Annotated in this window: 12 protein-coding genes and 1 pseudogene; all 13 read right to left on the bottom strand. The window is 69.3% G+C overall.

Going from position 1 to position 15,280, the window contains the following annotated elements; translation table 11 throughout:
• Positions 1–118 precede the first annotated feature (118 nt).
• Positions 119–958: a helix-turn-helix transcriptional regulator gene (locus ACFYZQ_RS37635; protein ID WP_385993993.1), complete on the bottom strand. Its 840-nt coding sequence runs from the start codon at positions 956–958 to the stop codon at positions 119–121.
• A gap of 353 nt (positions 959–1,311) precedes the next feature.
• Complete coding sequence (locus tag ACFYZQ_RS37640) at positions 1,312–2,061, bottom strand: SDR family oxidoreductase (protein ID WP_389158172.1); 750 nt, start codon at positions 2,059–2,061, stop codon at positions 1,312–1,314.
• Positions 2,062–2,149: 88 nt separating this feature from the next.
• Positions 2,150–2,515 (bottom strand): hypothetical protein, encoded by a 366-nt coding sequence (locus ACFYZQ_RS37645; protein ID WP_389158175.1) that lies wholly within the window; start codon positions 2,513–2,515, stop codon positions 2,150–2,152.
• Positions 2,516–2,597: 82 nt separating this feature from the next.
• Positions 2,598–3,137: pseudogene (locus tag ACFYZQ_RS37650) on the bottom strand (winged helix-turn-helix domain-containing protein).
• A gap of 114 nt (positions 3,138–3,251) precedes the next feature.
• Complete coding sequence (locus ACFYZQ_RS37655; protein ID WP_286253773.1) at positions 3,252–4,265, bottom strand: amidohydrolase family protein; 1,014 nt, start codon at positions 4,263–4,265, stop codon at positions 3,252–3,254.
• Positions 4,266–4,324: 59 nt separating this feature from the next.
• On the bottom strand, positions 4,325–5,299 hold the full coding sequence (locus ACFYZQ_RS37660) for an Lrp/AsnC family transcriptional regulator (RefSeq protein WP_351417185.1): 975 nt from the start codon (positions 5,297–5,299) through the stop codon (positions 4,325–4,327).
• A 201-nt stretch (positions 5,300–5,500) separates the two neighbouring features.
• Positions 5,501–7,141, bottom strand: coding sequence for an MFS transporter (locus ACFYZQ_RS37665; protein ID WP_389158178.1), 1,641 nt, complete (start codon positions 7,139–7,141; stop codon positions 5,501–5,503).
• 329 nt (positions 7,142–7,470) lie between these two features.
• Entirely contained in the window at positions 7,471–8,631 is a 1,161-nt protein-coding gene (locus tag ACFYZQ_RS37670) for an XdhC family protein (protein WP_389158181.1), read from the bottom strand.
• Between the two features lie 303 nt (positions 8,632–8,934).
• Entirely contained in the window at positions 8,935–11,109 is a 2,175-nt protein-coding gene (locus ACFYZQ_RS37675; protein ID WP_389158184.1) for a xanthine dehydrogenase family protein molybdopterin-binding subunit, read from the bottom strand.
• Positions 11,106–12,107: an FAD binding domain-containing protein gene (locus ACFYZQ_RS37680; protein ID WP_389158187.1), complete on the bottom strand. Its 1,002-nt coding sequence runs from the start codon at positions 12,105–12,107 to the stop codon at positions 11,106–11,108. Before ACFYZQ_RS37680 ends, ACFYZQ_RS37675 begins: the two co-directional genes overlap by 4 nt.
• Positions 12,108–12,110: 3 nt before the next feature.
• Positions 12,111–12,629, bottom strand: a complete 519-nt coding sequence (locus ACFYZQ_RS37685; RefSeq protein WP_286253785.1) for a (2Fe-2S)-binding protein — start codon at positions 12,627–12,629, stop codon at positions 12,111–12,113.
• A gap of 832 nt (positions 12,630–13,461) precedes the next feature.
• A complete protein-coding gene (locus ACFYZQ_RS37690; RefSeq protein WP_286253787.1) occupies positions 13,462–14,151 on the bottom strand; it encodes a TetR/AcrR family transcriptional regulator in 690 nt (229 codons plus the stop codon).
• A gap of 134 nt (positions 14,152–14,285) precedes the next feature.
• A complete protein-coding gene (locus ACFYZQ_RS37695; RefSeq protein ID WP_286253789.1) occupies positions 14,286–15,254 on the bottom strand; it encodes an NADPH:quinone oxidoreductase family protein in 969 nt (322 codons plus the stop codon).
• Positions 15,255–15,280 lie beyond the last annotated feature (26 nt).

Below are 15,280 nucleotides of genomic sequence, written 5' to 3' on the forward strand. Positions count from 1 at the left end.
GTCCTGGACCGTGACCCGCATGCATCACCAGCGCCCCTGGCCGGATTCGGCACACAGGTCTCCAGCTTGTTCGGCCCCTCCCGCGCCGAGCCCGGCCCGGTCCCCCCAGTCCAGGACGTCAGGGGGTGAGCTGCTGGTGCCCGATGACGGAGAGCAGTTCAAGCTTGCTGTGGCTCTCCGTGCCGGGGCGAGTGGTCAACACCACCAGGGTCTGGGCGCGGTTCTCGGTGAACAGGAGCTGGGCGTCGACATCGATGCGGCCGAGTTCGGGATGGAGGAGGGTCTTGCAGTCGTCGTAGCTCTGTGCGACTTCCTGCAGTTCCCACATGCGGACGAACTCGGGGCTGTGTTCTTGGAGTTCGGCGAGGATCCGGGCGGCTCGGGGGGTGTCGCTGCCTGCTGTCAGCGCGGCCCGCAGGCGCGCCGCATGGGCGCGGCCGTGGTGTTCGTGGACCTCCTCGGGATACACCAGACGTTCGGCCGGGTCCATGAACCAGCGGTAGTAGCCGCTACTGGCCAGACCGGTGTGGCGGGTCTGGTCGCCGAGCAGCGCGATGGCCAACGGGTTCATCGCGAGGGTGTCGAGCAGGTCGGTCTGCACCAGGGCCGGGGAGTCGTCCAGGCGGTCCAGGACCCGCAGCAGGGTCGGGCTGACATGCTCGGAGCGGTGAAAGCGGGCCGGTGCGTTGTGGCCGATGAGCGCGAAGAGATGGTCGCGTTCGTCCAGGGTCAGCCGTAGTGCCCGGGCGAGAGCCGTGGTGATCTGGACGGAGGGCTGCGGGGCGCGCTGCTGTTCCAGCCGGGCGTAGTAGTCGGTGGACATGCCGACGAGCTGGGCGACCTCCTCACGTCGCAGCCCCTGCGTACGCCTGCGCGGACCCTCGACCAGCCCGACATCGCGGGGCCGCAGCGCCTCACGCCGGTGGCGCAGGAATTCCGCCAGTTCCTTCTTGTCCATGCCACCCATCCTCGCCCCATCCCGCCCGGCTATCCAGAGACCGCCGATCCATGGCTAAGCCACTCCTCTCCCAGCCGCGCGAAGCCGCTCACACGGCCGACACCGAGGGCGCTCGCAGCGAGACGACCCGATGATCACCTGCCCCTGCCTGATCCGCTGGGAGATTCACCATCCGTCGGCGGTACGCCGCAGGCCGTCGGTCTGGAAGACGGCCCGCCGCGATGGTCCCCCGTCGAGGACACCCAACGCTTTGACCGGCCCCGGGCCTCGTCGCCCGGCCCGGCCGATGGGACGAGGTTCGTCGCGTGACGGCTCTCGCGTGCTGTTGTTTCCCGTCGGAAACAACAGGTCGGTCAACTGCCGGCGATCATGGCGAGGACGTCGTCGTAGGAGCCGGTGGCCACTGCGTCGCGGATGAACCTGGCACGCTCGACGACAATCTCCTTCGCGTCGGGCTTCTCGCGCAGCAGGTCGAGGGCTTCGGTGAGGAAGTCGTCCAGCGGCATGGCGTGTTCGCTGTCCTGCTGGCCGAACAGGTTGGTTTGCACGCCCGGCGGGACCATCTCGATCACCTGGACACCGGTGTCAGCGCCGGCGAGCTGGATGCGCAGGCACTCGGAGAAGGAGTGCAGCGCGGCCTTGGTCGCACTGTAGGTCGGGGTGCTCTGATAGGGGACGAACGCCAGCGCTGAGGTGACGTTCATGACGACCGCGTCGTCCTTGCCCACCAGCAGCGGCAGGAAGGCGTACGTCATCCGGATCGTGCCGAGCAGATTGGTCGCGATGTGATCTTCGGAGACCTGGAGTCCGGCCGGGTCGAGGAGGTTCTCCCGCTGCATGATGCCGGCGTTGTTGACGAGGACGTTCAGCCCGGGGTGGCTCGCCGCCACGGTCTCACGGGCCCGGGCGATCGAGTCGGGGTCCGCGACATCGAGAACGAGGGCGTCGATGCCGGGGTGCTCGGCCGTGATCTCGTCGAGGAGTTCCTTGCGCCGGCCGGCGACGATCACCTTGTTGCCTGCCTCGTGCAGACGCAGGGCCAGACCGAGGCCGATGCCCGAGGTTCCGCCGGTGATCAGGATCGTGTTGCCGGTCATCTTCATGGGGGACTTGCTCCTTCGGTACGGCGGGCCGGTGGGCGCCCGCAGCCTCGACCGTAGGAGCGCCCGCGCAGCGGCGGGAGAGGACGGCTTATCCATGGACCGGCGCTCCCTGGCTGAGCCGCAGACGACGCTCCGGCCCGGTCAGCGCCTCCAGAGCGGGCGTAGCGAGCCACCGGTAGGAGAACCCGGGGGCCAGGATCACAACCTGTTGGAAGACGGTGAGCCAGGTGGCGTTCGCAGCGATGAACTCCCCCATCCCCGCGGTGAGATGGAGGCGCACGTTGTCCCAGACGAGCACGATGAGCCCGCCGAGCTGGATGCGGGCCCGCACGACCAGGTCGCGCAGGTCTCGCCAGCCGAAACCCTTCGGCTGGCCCAGGCGGCACCGGTACTCGCGTACCGCGTAGAACATCCGCGAGCGGCGGCCCGGCTGGTAGCAGACCATCCCTGCCATCGACACCCGGCCCGATCCTCGCCCGCGTACCCGCACCACGGCGTGCAGCCCCTGCGGCCCCAGGTCCTGGAGCGCGGCGGCGTCAGCGACTGCCCGGCCTCGTCCTGGAAGACGATCCAGGCACCGAGAGCCGCCGCGGTGCTTTTACCCGCAGCCAGACGTCCTTCTTCCACAACTCGACCGCCGCGTCGTCGCGTTCGATGGCCCGGCGGGCGGGCTGCTGCCACGATCAGCCGTGCCGTCTCAGGAGCCGCCACGTGCCTTGGAGCGTGTACGAGACGTGGAGGATAAGACCGATGAGCGTCTTCACCCGGGCCAGTGTCCACCGCTGATCTGCCCAGCCGTGTGCCAACGGCCCACGCTGCAACTCGCTTTCAAGCCGGGACAATTGAGCATTGCTGAGCTGGGGTCGTCCGGGTGATCCCACGGAGGCGGCACCGGCCGCACCGTGTTCGCGCCAGGGCCGGCGCCACCGCTCCACGGACCGCTCACTCACTCGCAGCGCGGCGGCGACCTCCCGGTTCTTCTCCCCGCGCTCGAAGCGGTCCACGGCCTGCAGTCGGACCCGCTCCCGCGCTGCCCTCCCAGCGTCGGTCAGCTCGCCGCCCTGCGCACATCTCACAAGCCCACAGCTACCTGACCATCGCAGAGGCGTCAGGAGAACGCCCCGACATCACCCGATCAAGTTCAGCAGGTTCTCTCCGGAGTCCTTGAGAGTGTGAGAGAGCGCGAACGATCAGGCTCCTGACAAGCCAAGGAGCGCGTCGGCGTTGCCATGGGCGATCCGCGCCCGATCGGCGGGAGAAACCGGCAAGTTGTTGAGGAACGCCGTGGCCTCGTCATTGGGGCTGTACGGATAATCGACCGAGAAGAGGATGCGATCCGCGCCGAAAGCGGTCAGGGCGGCGAGGAACGCGGATTGGTCGAAGAAGCCACTGGTCGTGATCCACACCTGATCCAAGATGGTCTGCGATACGTCTCGCTGCAGCCCGATTTCCTTTCCCGGTCCGAACATCGCATCGACGCGCTGAAGCATCATCGGCAGCAGCTCGCCCATGTGGCCGATGATCAGCTTCAGATCCGGATTTCGGTCGAGTGCGCCCGACACGGCCAGGCGCAGAATGTGAAGTCCTGTCTCCGCATGCCAGCCGAAACCGGCATTGGACAAGATGAACGCGGTAAAGTCCGGCAGCCCCTGGAAGTAGATGTCGCGCACCGCACGTGGCGCGGGTCCGGGATGGATATAGAGGGGGGCGCCGATGGCCTCGGCACGCGACAGGATCGGAGCGAAGCGCGGGTCGTCGAGGAACAGTCCGTCGGTGGTCCCGTTGATCGAGGCGCCGCGGAAGCCCAATCGGGTCACGCACCGTTCCAGTTCGTCCGCGGCCGCCTCGGGATCCTTCATGGGGAGGTGCGCGAACGCCGCGAACCGATCCGGTTGCCGTTCGACGGCCTGGGCCAGTCGGTCGTTATAGTCGCGCGCAAGGCTCACACCCTCCTCACCGGCCAGCATCTCGGCGCCCGGGCCCACGGCCGACAAAACCTGCATGGTGATTCCGGCTTCGTCCATCGAGGCGATGCGTTCCTGCTCTGTATCGTCCAGGGCCCGGTCGAGCGCACTCGCCGGCTCGTCTGCATCAGAGGGCGCCCATCCGGCCGGCACCCATCCGGATGCAGCAACGTCCGCGGCGGAAATCCTTTGCGCCAGATCAGTGAAAAGGACATGTTCCTCTAGAGCAACGATGCGCATGATCTTGTTCTCCGTCCAATTGGAAGGTGAGTGCGACACAAGGGGGCGGCGCTCGGCGGTCAGCGGCTCGGCTCGTAGGTGAGTTGCTTGACATGCCGCAGGGTCAGGGCGGTTTCCACGGCCTGCACTCCGTCGAGGCCGCCGATCTTCTTGCTGAGGTATGTGTAGAGCTCGCCGGTGCTCGAGGTGGCGACGGTCGCGAGGAGGTTGGCCTGGCCGGTGGTGGCGCCGGCGAAGCGGACCTCGTGGTGTTCGGCCAGTTTCCGTCCGGCGGTGTCGAGTGCGGAGGGGGCGACGGTGAGCCAGAGCATCGCGCTGATGCCGTGTCCGAGGGACTCGCGGTCATGCTGCACCTTGAAGTAGAGGATGCCCGTGGAGCGCAGACGCTCCAGGCGCCGCTTGACAGCGAACTCCGACTGGCCGGTGCTGGTCTGCAATTCACTGAAGGTCGCCCGGCCGTCGCGCCGCAGCACGGCGAGCAGCGCCTCGTCCTCTCCGTCGAGAGCGATGCGGGCGGCTACCGGCTCGCTGTACGGGAGACGCAGTGCCGCCTCCTGGTCGGGTTCGAGCGCTTGAGTCTTGTCGAGCCAGCCGAGCGGGCCGCCGTAGAAGGTGTGCAGCAGGCAGTGGGCGCTGACCGAAATGACCTGAGGCGTGCGTTGCAGGCGGTCGAAGAGCAGTTCGTCGCGGTCCTGTCGGCTGCGGGCTCCCATGGCGCACAGCACTTCGGTGCCGCCGGAGATGAGATCGACGTGTGAGGTGTCGGGACGCCGGGCCAGCGCGGTGGCGAGTTGTTCGGCCACGTCGGGAGTGCAGCGCAGCCGGACGATCCAGCTCTGGCGGCCCAACAGGCTCTCGTCGGTCATGCCGACGATCCTGAGTCCGGCGGTGGTGCGCAGTTTGCGGAAGCGGCGGGCGACGGTCTGGTCGGACACTCCGAGGATTTCGGCGATGCGGCTGAACGGCGCCCGCCCGTCCACCTGGAGCGCGTGCAGCAGCTTCAGATCGAGCGCGTCGGGTGAAGGGGACTGCATCGATGGCTCCTGCTTCGGCCGGGTGAAGTTCACGTCGTGTCGTACGACAGCGCTGTGTGGCCCGGGACGGGAAGGGTCCGATCCCGGGCCACTGAACGGCGCCGCGCCCGTCCCCACGGTCGGCGCCGGTACCGGCGCGGTGACTGTCCGCTCCTGAGCCGTGCCGGTACGTCTGGTGTCATCTCGGTGCGGGTCCGGGGCTCACGAGGGGCGGCTGCCTGCGCCAGGCACCGTCTGAGTGCCGGCGGTAGGCAGGTCGGGTGTGCGAGGCCCTTGTACGGAGGCAGCCGGGTCTGTTGCCGGTAGGACCGACTGCTGCTGTGGCCGGCGCAGCAGGAAGAAGCCCACCACGGCCGCCAGCAGGGTCAGGACGGCCGCGACGACCAGGCAGAGCTGAAGACCGTCGATGAACGCCTGCGACACGGCGCCGAGGACACGCGGGGTGTCCGCGCCCAGGCGAAGCCTGCCGACCGAACGCAGTCCGCCGGCGTCCGCTGCCTCGGTGACGCGCCGGATCGTCGCTCCGCCCAGCCCCGCGTCGGTGAGATGTCCGGGCAGAGCGTCCACAGCACGAGAGGACAGCAGCGCGCCCAGGACGGCGGGGCCCAGGGCGCCGCCGAGTTGACGGAAGGCGTTGTTGGCGGCAGCGGCCATACCGGCCTGGTGGAATGGCACCGAACTGACGGCGGTGGCGGTCATCGGGGTCAGGACGAACGACACGCCCAGGCCGAGCAGGGCCATCCGCCAGGCCAGTGAACCGAACGAGGTGTTGGCGTCGATCGTGGTCAGCGACAGCAGCGCGACCGCCACGACCAGCAGGCCGCCGGGAATCAGCACCCGCGGAGAGACCCGGTGCACCAGGCGTCCCATGGGGACACCGAGGACCAGCGGCACCATGCACACCATCAGCAGCCGCCAGGCCGATTCGAGGGTGCTGAGCTGCTGGACCATGCCGAAGTAGAGGCTGAGGGCGAAGAAGAACCCGATGAGCCCGAGGAAGCTGATCATGGCGATCAGTGAGGTGGCGGTGAAGGAGGGGCTGCGGAACAGTGTCAGGTCCAGCATCGGGCTGGAGCTGCGCCGCTCCACCCGTATGAAAGCGACCGATGCGCCAACGGCGGTGGACAGGGCAAGCATCACCTTGGTGGCGGTGAAGGAGTCGGCGCCGCCCTCGATGATCCCGTAGACCAGAGCGGTGATGGCCAGCGCGGCGGTGATCTGGCCGGGCCAGTCCAGTCGGCGCGTGCCCGGGGCACGGGAGTCGGTGAGCAGCTTCGTCGAGACGACCAGCGCGAGCAGCGAGGCGGGGACGGGCAGCAGGTAGAGCCAGCGCCACGCGAAGTGCTCGAGGATCACGCCCGCGATGACGGGGCCGAGTGCGAGGGCGGCCACCAGGGAGGTCGCCCACACGCCGATAAAGTTCCCGCGCTCTCGCGGATCGGGAACGGCGTGGCTGATCAGGGCCAGAGTCGAGGGCAGCAACGCGGCCGCGCCCAGACCGGCGAAGGCCTGTCCGGCCCAGACGACCTCGATCGACTGGGCGCACAGTGCGACCAGGGCACCCAGACCGCTGAAGGCCAGGCCCGCCTGGAAGACCTTCTTACGGCCGTGCACGTCACCGAAGACGCCCGCGGTGAGGATGAGCGCGGCCATGGGCAGTACGAACGCGACGCTCACCCAGGACAGCTGCGAGGTCGACGTGTCCAGCGCCCGCTGAATGGCGGGCAGGCTCGCCGAGACGGTGGTCACCGGCAGATAGGCGACGAACACGCCGACGCAGGCCATGACGAGTGTGGGCACCCGCCGCTCCTGCGGCGGGTTCGCCGTGGTCGTGACGTTCACGAAAGACTCTCTCCCTCAGGTGCCAGGCGCTGTGGTCGGCTGGCTTCCGCCGCAACGTTCCGGCTTGCCGGGGAGCCGAGGCCAGCCACGAGCGCCGGATCCCGGAAATCCGACATCGGGGCCTTCGGTCCGGAGGAAGTCCGACCCGGCAGAGAACAACGGCCGGCAGCTGTCGGCGCGCCCGAAGATCTGGCAGAGCCGCGGATACAGCCGTTCCGGCCGCCCAGTGATGCGGGCCCGGGGACGGCGCAGGCGCCGCCCTCGGCGAGGGCGAAGGTCGTCATGATCAGTCCTTGTGTGGGAGGGGCCGTCCCGGAGGGCGTGCCAGGTCACGGCGTCACCAGCCGGTTGAGGGCACGATGTTCGTCGACTGCCTGGGGACCCGGCCGGTGTATCGGGCCCGTGCCCAGGGTCAGGGACAGGCCCGTGCCCTGGTTGGCATGGGCGATGATCTCCGCGGTGATGGAGACCGCCGTCTCCTCAGGCGTGCGTGCACCGACGTCGAGACCGATCGGGGAACGCAGCCGAGCCAATCGGTCCTGCGCGACGCCCGCCTCGCGCAGGAGACGCAGGCGTTCGTCGTGCGTCCGGCGGGATCCCATCGCGCCCACGTAACCGACGGGCAGATTGAGTGCCAACTGCAGCAGGGGGATGTCGAACCTGGCGTCGTGGGTGAGGACGCAGACGGCGGTACGGGCGTCGACCTCGGTGCGTTCCAGATAGCGGTGCGGCCAGTCGACCACGACCTCGTCCGCGTGCGGGAAGCGGGCCGCGGTGGCGAAGACGGGGCGGGCGTCGCACACGGTGACCCGGTAGCCGAGGAAGCGGCCGGCCTGGCTGAGCGCGGTGGCGAAGTCGACCGCGCCGAAGATCAGCATGCGGGGGCGGGTCGCGGCCACATGGACGAGGACGGACAGCCGGTCGGGGCAGGTGTCCGCGTCCCCGCCGAACGAGACGGCCGCGGTGCGTCCCGCCCGCAGCTGGGCTGTGGCCCGGTCCGCCACCGCCTGGCCTGTCGGCCCTGCGGCCAGCGTCGCGTCGGCGGTCCAGCTGTCGCCGAGAACGCTCAGGGTGGCGCCGATGAGTCCGTCGGGGCCGTCGACGACCTGTGCCACGGCGGCGGGTCGGTCCCCGGCAACCTCGGCGAGGGCCGCGCCGAGATGCGGCCGGGTCGCAGGGTCGATGCGCTGGACGAGAACGTCGAGTTCGCCGCCGCAGGTCAGGCCGACGGCGAAGGCGTCGTCGTCGGAGTAGCCGAACCACGCGCGCTGTGGGGCGCCCCGGTCCTGTAGCACCTGTCGGCACAGTTCGTAGACGGCGCCTTCGACACAGCCGCCGGAGATGCTTCCGACGGCGTTGCCGTCCTCGTCCACCGCGACCGACGTACCGACGGGCAGGGGCGCGCTGCCGGTGACGTCGACGACTGTGGCCAGGGCGAAGGGGCGTGCCTCGCGGCACCAGCGGTGCAGTGTGTCCGCGATGTTCAGCATGAGTCCTTCTCCGTGGTTTGCCGTCGGGGCGTGGGGCGGGTCGCCGCCGCGCCGTCGGGGAGTGCATACGCGGCGGCGACCCTGGTGGGTCCGGCAGCCGGGCGGGAGACCGGTTACCGGACAGGCCGGTGGCATCGAAGACCGCGTTGGCGAACGGGGCCTGCGCCGTGCAGAACGACACCCGGGCAAGCCCCGGATGTGCATTTCCGGGGAGGCTGAATTTCCAGTGATCCCGTGGGTGGTGCGATGTCGGTCGCACCACCCGAGCACTCCTGCCCGGAGTGATCCTGACGGGTTGACGGCCTACATCACGTGCTCGATCCGGATGGGCAGCCGGTTCTGGCGCTGTCCGGTGGCGTGGAAGACCGCATTCGCGACAGCGGCTGCCGCGCCGATCATCGTGACCTCTCCGAGGCCCTTCACACCGACGTCGTTGAGGAGCAGATCGGGCTCGTCGATGAAGTCGAAGTCGATCTCCTGTATGTCGGCGTTGACCACGAAGGGATACTCCTCCAGCGTGGTGTTGAGGAATCCGCCGAAGCGCGGGTCGACCTCGCTCGACTCCCGGAGCGCCTGGCTGATGCCCCAGGTCACGCCCCCGCGGACCTGACTGGCCGCGGTGACCGGGCTGGCGACCCGGCCGCAGTCGACCACACAGAGCGCCCTGGGCACACTGATGCGCCGTGTCGTGGCCTCGATGCGGACCTCGACGAAGTGAGCGACCCAGCTGAAGGCCGTGAACTCCGGGAAGACCGGACCCGCGGCGGAGAACAGGCCGGCCCGCGAACGGTCCAGCATCTCGGGGGGCTGGCCCGGTCCCACGGAGGTCACCTCCACCTCCGTCGCCCCGCCTCCGGTGGCCCGGACCGCGTCTGCCACATCCACGGTCCCGGTGTCGCCCGCGCCGAGCTGCTTGCGCAGCTCGCGCAGTGCCTTGTGCACCGCGGGCAACGCCGTCGCGGTGCCCCACGCACCGGCGGTGAGATGCTGCGGCGCGATGCGCGTGTCACCCACCTGCACGACGACTTCCCGCACGGGCACACCGAGGTCTTCCGCGACCAGGAGAGCGATGGCCGAGCGGATGCCCTGCCCCATCTCGTGACCGTCGACGCCGACGGTCACCCGGCCGTCGGCCGCCGCGGACATACGGGCCACGGCCGGAGCGACCAGGACCGGGTGGGCGCCGACAGCGACGCCCAGGCCCACGAACGATCCGTCAGCGGCACGCATCGACCCCGGACGCGGATCGCGTTTGTCCCATCCGAACCGCTCCGCACCCCGTGTCAGACACCGCGCCAGGTGGCGGGAGGAGAAAGGCAGCCCGGTGACCGGGTCCGTGGCGGTGTCGTTGGCCAACCGCAGCTCGACGGGATCCCGGCCGGTGGCGTAGGCCAGTGCGTCGATGGCCGACTCGAACGCGAAGCTGGCCGGGCCCTCCATCGGAGCCCTCATGAATCCCGGCGTCTGGACATCGGTTTGGACCAGGCGCTGACGTCCCCCGAAGTTGGGTACGGCGTACAGCCTCGACGTCATCTCCGTGAACATGGCGGGATACAGGTCGTGACGGGACGTCTGGTGCTCAGCGTCGTGGAGGGCGGCCAGGAGCCGTCCCGACGGGTCGGCGCCGAGCCGGATGCGATGGCGGCTGACCGGCCGGAAGCTGCCGGCGTGGAACGTCTGCGGGCGCGGAACGACCAGCTTGACCGGACGCATCAGCCGGCGTGCGGCGAGCGCCAGTGGCCCGATGTGCGGTTGCAGTGCGTTGCGGGATCCGAAGCCGCCTCCGGTGTAGGGCGAGATCACTTCGACATCCGCCGGATCGAGGTTCAGCTGCGTGGCGACTCCGTGGCGCAGTGCGCCGGCGTTCTGGGTGCCCTCGTGCACCACGAGCCTGTCGCCCCGCCATTCCACGACCGAGCTGATCAGTTCCATCGGGACCTGGTGCTGCGCCGGGTGCAGGTAGGTCTCGTCGATCTGCACGGGGCTCGCCGCGTACGCGCCCTCGGCGTCGCCCACCTTGATGTCGGGAAACCAGGGCAGGGCTTCTTCCTGGACGACGGAGGTGGCGCCTTCGTCGTCGAGTCCGACGGCGAACCGCTCGGTCTCGTAGCGTGCCCGGACGAGTTCCGCCGCCTCGGTGGCGGCGACCAGGGTGTCGGCGACGACCAACGCGATCGGCTGTCCCCGGTAGGCGACGACATCGCTGAGCAGCGGCTGCAGGCTCTGGAAGGAGAAGCCTCCACCCATCAGGAACCCGGGACCGCGCAGTTCGTCCTCGGTGAACCGGGTCAGGACCAGACGGACTCCGGGGACCGCCTCGGCCGCGGCGGTGTCGATGGCCACGGTGCGGCCCTTGCCGATCGTGGCCACGGCGAACATGGCATACGCCAGGTCGTCCGGGACGCGGTCGGCGCCGTAGCGTGCGCTGCCGGTGACCTTTTCGTGGGCATCGACGCGGCGCAGGTCTGGGGGCTTCATCGGGCGGCTCTCTTCCCGGCGGTGAGCAGTGCGTCAGTAAGGGTGCGGATGCCCAGCTCCACGCGGAACGCGCCGGTGCGAGGAGGGCGGGCCCCGGCGAAGGCGACTTCCCCCGCGCGGCGGGCGGTTTCCCTGGTGAGTCGCTCGCCGATCAGTGAGCGTTCCGCTGTCGTCGCCCGCCAGGGGCGCGTGGCGACCCCTCCCAAACCGATCCGGCAGTCCGTGACCATTCCCTGGGCGTCCAGCGTCACGGCGGTGGCGGCCGAGGTGAGAGCGAAGGCGTAGGACTCCCGGTCACGGATCTTGTGGTAGGTGGAGCCGCGACCGGCGGGTGTCGCGGGAACGCGGATCCGCAGAATCAACTCATCGGGAGCCAGGGTGTGTTCGAGCAGGGCGTTGTTTCCCGGTTCGACGTGCAGCTCGCCGAGCGGCAGCGTCCGCTCGCCGCCTGGGCCGACCACGTCGAGTACGGCGTCGAACGCGATCAGGGCTACGGCCCAGTCGCCCGGGTAGGTGGCGATGCAGGTGTCACTGGTGCCCAGCAGCGCGTGGGTACGGTCGAGTCCCTCGAGAGCCGCACAGCCGCTGCCGGGATTCCTCTTGTTGCAGGGGAACTCCGCCCCGCCGCGGAAGTAGCCGCATCGCGTGCGTTGCAGCAGGTTCCCGCCCACCGTCGCCATGTTGCGCAGTTGCTGGGACGCCGCCCGCCACAAGGATTCCGACAGCGCCGGATAGTCACGGCGTACGACCGGATGGTCGGCGACCTCGGCCATTCTCGCTCCCGCACCGAACGACAGTTCGCCGTCACTGGTGCTGATCTCGGTCAGCTCGGCGAGACGGTGAATGTCGATGACGGCCGGCGGCGCCTCGATGCCGAGCTTCATCAGGTCGTACAGGGTCGTGCCACCGGCCAGGATCCTGGTACCCGGCTCGGCGGCGGCCAGGGCATCGACGGCCCCGGCGACGCTGTCGGGTACCACATAGGCGAAGGAGCGCACCGTCTACACCTCGCTCTGCGCGGCCTGGTCGGCCACCTGGCGGATGGCGGCGGTGATGCCGACATACGCGCCGCACCGGCACAGGTTGCCGCTCATGTACTCACGGATGGCGCCGTCGGTCTCGGCGTGGCCTTCGGCCAGGCAGGCCAGGCCGGACATCACCTGCCCAGGTGTGCAGTAGCCGCACTGCAGGGCGTCGCAGTCGACGAAAGCCTGCTGCAACGGGTGCAGCGTGCCGTCGGGAGCCGCGACCCCCTCGATGGTCGTCACGTCCTGTCCTGCGACCTGGACCGCCGGAGTCAGACAGGACACGACGCGACGGCCGTCGATGTGCACCGTGCAGGCACCGCACTGCCCCTGATCGCACCCCTTCTTGGTCCCGGTCAGCACGAGACGCTCCCGCAGCACGTCCAGCAGAGACTCACGAGGATCCAGAGCGAGGCACACCTCCTCGCCGTTGACGGTGAAGGCCGTCTCCACCAGGCCGGTCGGCGGCCTCGTGGTCGTCGATGTCTTCTCCATAGGGGGCTCGCTCCTTCGTTGCGGCGGGCGGGTGAGCGCCTGCGGCCTCGACCGTAGAAGCGCCCGCGCAGGAGCGGGAGAGGAAGGTTTATCCATGGATCGGCGGTCTCTGCCTGATGGAGAGGTCCCTGAACGGTCCAGCCACCCCAGCCCAAGCCCCTCGGACGACACGCACAGGCGCACATCCGCCAGGCCGTTTCCCGGTCGGTCGTCGGTACGTCGCGTGGTCTGATCGAGTGATCGCGGAGGGTTTCGCACCACGTCTGACCAGCGGGCGCCTACGGGGGATGTGCGGGCTCGCGACAATCGTCGAAGGCGGAAGATCCGACCGCCCCGCACTCCGGACGAAACCCCCAGAGCGGGTCTACCTGACCTGCACCTTCAGGCCACCAAAGGACGGCCGCCAACGGCCCCTCGGCGGCAGGTGCGTTCGGCGGCGGAAGGTCGGACTGAAACCAGGCGGCCCGCGGGGTGCGTGCCGAAGGAACGCCGACGCGGGGCGTCCGCGCCCGACTCGGCGGCGGTGACGTCGGCGAGCGCGACGGCGCGCTCCCCGGCCGGGTCCGGGCCGCGCGGTACGTCACGCCCTGCGCGTGGCTGTCCGTGTCACGCCTTCGGCGGCACCACCAAGGACAGTTGATACGCGTGGGAATGCCCGGCGTCCCCGCAGGCCCAGCGGTCGATGCGGCTCGTTGACGATCACATGGTCCCACCGCCCATGTACACCCTCATGTGGTGAAAGCCGGACCGTCCGACAATGACAGCGCACGTCGTCTGGATAGGGGGTGGTGCCTGCGGAGACGATCCGAGAGGTGCGCCCCTTCCCTGGGGCTTACCTGGGCGTCGACACCTGGTCCTTGGACGAGCGCGCAGTTGTGGAAAGGGGCTCGGATGCGCCCTGCCCCGAGCTGAGCCCGTCCAGCAGGAGATCGCCGAGCTCGGAGAAGGCGTCGCCGGCGGTCAGGCCGGTCCTCTCCAGGAGGACCCCCGACTGGACCGCGTCGATGGTGACCGCTACGACGTGGGCGGCGAAGTGGCCGTTGAGGGCGCGGAAGACGCCGGTCTGCACGCCCTCTTCGATCAGTTCGTGGACCCGGTGCGCCGCGGCGGCGGAGTTCTTGCGGTAGATCTGCGCCGTCGGCTCGTAGCCGACCATGTCGTCGTAGAAGGCGTGGGAGTGCCGGCGCATGGCTGTGCCGACGCCGGTGAGGTAGACGCGGATGCGCTGCCGGGGGTCGGGCTCGGCCTGGACAGCCTGTTCGATCTCGGCGGTCGCCTCCCGGAAGAAGGCGCGGGTGACCGCCAGTACCAGCTGTTCCTTCGTGGAGGCGAGGCTGTACAGCGTCGCCTTGGAGCACTCGAGCCGTTGGGCGAGCTCGTCCATGGTCACCGCGGTGAAGCCTTCGGCCAGGATGATCGCCTCGGCCTGGAGCAGCAGTTCGTCCCGCCGGCGTGTGTCGACGACGCGCCTGCGCGCTGTTCGGCGTGGGCGTCGGTCACGCGAGTCAGTTTGGGCCGTCACCGCGGCAGTCTCCCATGAGGATCTTCGCCTGAAGCGGCGAGTGGTCGTCCGGGCCGGAAGCCGACCCCTTGCAAATGGGTACCAGCGTACCTCCTAACGTACCCACGGGGAATGTTCGCGTGAGCGACTCGTCGTCAGGCACCGACTTGCAGCAGTGTGCGGCCGAGGCCCCTTCGCTGGTCCAGGTGCTTCAGCGCAGCCGCCGCCTGTTCCAGGGGAAAGACGGACGAGAGGGGCGGGTCCAGCCGACCGGACTTCAGCAAGGGCCGGAGTTCGCGCCAACAGGCACGGGCGGCCTCCGGATCCTGTCGCCAGTACTCGTCCATCCCCACTCCGAGCACAGAGGTGTTGGTCAGCAGCAGACGATTCACTTTGACCGTGGGGATGCCCCGGCCCGCGAATCCCAGGACGAGGAGGCGCCCCCCGCCGTGCCGCAGCGCGCGAAGCGAGTCCGGGAAGCGATCCCCACCGACCGGGTCGACCACGAGGTCGACGCCCTGGCCGTCGGTGAGGGCTCTGACTGCGTCGAGGAATCCGCCGACACGTATGACCTCATGTGCTCCTACGGACCTGGCCAGTTCGGCCTTCTCCTCAGTGGATACGACCGCGATGACGCGCGCGCCGTGTGCTGCGGCCAGTTGGCAGGCCGCGCTCCCCACTCCGCCCGCGGCTCCGTGGACGAGGACGACCTCGCCGGGGCGGAGAGCACCCCGGTGGACGAGCGCGAAATGCGCGGTCAGGTAGTTCAGGGGCAGGGCCGCTCCACGGCGGGTGTCGACGTTGTCCGGGAGAGGAAAGACCATCGTTGCGTCGACAGCGACGGTCTGGGCGAAGCCACCGGTGACCGGCAGGGCTGCCACGCGGTCACCGGCGCGGAATCCGGCGCCGTCCGTGCGGACCGTTCCGGACACCTCCCAGCCGAGGACGAACGGCAGTTCGGGACGTGTCTGGTACTCCCCGCGAGTCTGCAGGATGTCCGGGAAGACCACACCCGCCCATTCGACGTCGATGAGAACCTGGCCCTCTCGGGTCTCCGGCTCCGGAAGCTCTTGTACGACCAGGGCATCAGGACCCTCGAATGCGGTGACGAGTACTCCCTGCATCAGTACCTCCCGGTCCCAAGGACCGT

This window comes from Streptomyces sp. NPDC001843 (genome assembly GCF_042891955.1).
In the GTDB taxonomy this organism is placed as follows: domain Bacteria; phylum Actinomycetota; class Actinomycetes; order Streptomycetales; family Streptomycetaceae; genus Streptomyces.